Origin of the sequence: Microcoleus sp. PH2017_09_SFU_O_A (assembly GCF_020738625.1) — a bacterium.
Lineage (GTDB): Bacteria > Cyanobacteriota > Cyanobacteriia > Cyanobacteriales > Microcoleaceae > Microcoleus.
The window spans coordinates 1-1,755 of sequence record NZ_JAEQCF010000187.1; the positions used below are offsets into that span (position 1 = coordinate 1).

The following is a 1,755-nucleotide window of genomic DNA, read 5'->3' on the forward strand; positions in this document are numbered from 1 at the left end:
ATCTATATTACCTGTTTATCTTGCACTTTTTTCTCCCTCGCGCCATCTAAACCTATGCCACGCAATATGTGATTGATTTTTCAGCAAGCCCTAATTAAATGTTTTGTATGTAGTCAATAATTCTTCTCCAATATACTAGATTGTGTTAACATAAAGTTTAGATGCGTTCGCCCTGAGTCTAACCCAACGCTCAGTAAATCCACCTGCTAATTCAACGTCAAGTATGGATAGCTAAAAAACTTACTGTATATATATCTTCTTCCTTCTTCCTAATGACGGCAGAACTGATGGGTAATCGGTAATCAATGATGGGTAATCGGGAATTCTATCCGTTACATCCGTTACATCCGTTACATCCGCTGCCGAACTTCCTTCTTCCTTCTTCTTACAATGCCCAATTTTAGATACTCGTCGCTGATAAACGCCACCGTTGAAACAGTCTGGAACTTTTACGAAAGGCCGGATATTCTGCAACTGTTGACTCCGCCTTGGCAACCGGTGAAAATCATCCGCCGCGAAGGGGGACTCGATGTGGGGGCTGTGTCAGAATTTCGGCTGTTATTGGGGCCGATTCCAGTAAAATGGGTGGCGACTCATACTGAATGCGAACAATATCGCTTGTTTGTTGACGAACAAACTGAGGGGCCGATGGCACGTTGGACTCACCGACACGAGTTTACCACAGAAAATGGCCATACCCGATTGACGGATGCGATCGCATTTTCGATACCGGGCGGCCCGATTGTCGATTTGCTGTTAGGTTGGTGGGTAGAAATGCGGTTAACTGATATGTTTCGCTACCGCCACGAAGTCACTAAGCGAGAGTGCGAAAAAAATGTAAATAATGGCTGAAAAATTTCATGCAGATATAGTATAATTGATGCACTTGGAAGCTGCTGCTTCGACGAAAGCCCGAAAAATTCCGCAGTCGGGGAGACTTTTTGGCGACATTTCTGGATGCCACTGAACTGCTACCATCCAAGGGTGATATTTGTATTCGATTGCTTCTATTAAACCGTCGGGTGCTCGTGCTACAATTTGCCAGCCGGGAATCATTGTTTGTACGGCTTGATGGTGCCAGGAAACGACGTTTGTTGAGGTAGTTCCCATGATTTTTGCTAATCGGCTGTCGGGGTCTATTTTAATGATATGCTCGATCGCACGAATCGGGTTTTCTTGTCGGTGAGTAACCTCCTCTCCGTAAGCATCCGGTACGTGCACGACCAAATTCCCGCCGCTGGCTACATTCAGGACTTGCATTCCGCGACAAATCCCCAACACGGGTATGTCAGCCCTCAAAGCTAGCTTAGCTAAGCTTAACTCAAAATTGTCGCGTTCTGCGTTAACCGAGTAAACCGTGCGATCGACAAAACCGCCATAAAGTTCTGGATTGATATCTCCACCACCTGAAAAAATCAAACCATCTACGGCATCAAAAATACTAGCCGGATCTAATTGATTGGGAGGCAGTAAAATTGGAATACCACCTGCTGCCTGCACTGCATCAATATATGCTCCGTTGAGGCAATATTCGCCTGCTTGACTGCGACAGTAAGTTGTGATACCAACGATGGGATGTTTTTTCATTTTTTAGAGAGTGGGAGATAATTATTTACATTAGTTCTAGGATATTCTAGTATTATCAATAAGTTTTTCTTGCACGGGCTAGAAGCCCATGCCACCAGAAAATTTACTGATTGTGGAACAGGCATCTTGCCTGTTTTTTGCACGGGCTAGAAGCCCATGCCACCAGAA

Annotated in this window: 2 protein-coding genes; one reads left to right on the forward strand and one right to left on the reverse strand. The window is 44.8% G+C overall.

Annotated elements, in window-relative coordinates; genetic code table 11:
* Positions 1–390: 390 nt before the first annotated feature.
* The gene (locus JGK16_RS32570; RefSeq protein WP_293174472.1) at positions 391–852 is read left to right on the forward strand and encodes an SRPBCC family protein; all 462 of its coding nucleotides are present in this window, start codon (positions 391–393) and stop codon (positions 850–852) included.
* Positions 853–858: 6 nt separating this feature from the next.
* Here JGK16_RS32570 and JGK16_RS32575 read toward each other — a convergent pair whose 3' ends face one another.
* On the reverse strand, positions 859–1,587 hold the full coding sequence (locus tag JGK16_RS32575; protein WP_293174469.1) for a gamma-glutamyl-gamma-aminobutyrate hydrolase family protein: 729 nt from the start codon (positions 1,585–1,587) through the stop codon (positions 859–861).
* Positions 1,588–1,755 lie beyond the last annotated feature (168 nt).

Bases quoted from the DNA above. Each gene is read 5' to 3' on its own strand.
- JGK16_RS32570 (WP_293174472.1), top strand. From the start codon at position 391: ATGCCCAATTTTAGATACTCGTCGCTGATAAACGCCACCGTTGAAACA.
- JGK16_RS32575 (WP_293174469.1), bottom strand. From the start codon at position 1,587: ATGAAAAAACATCCCATCGTTGGTATCACAACTTACTGTCGCAGTCAA.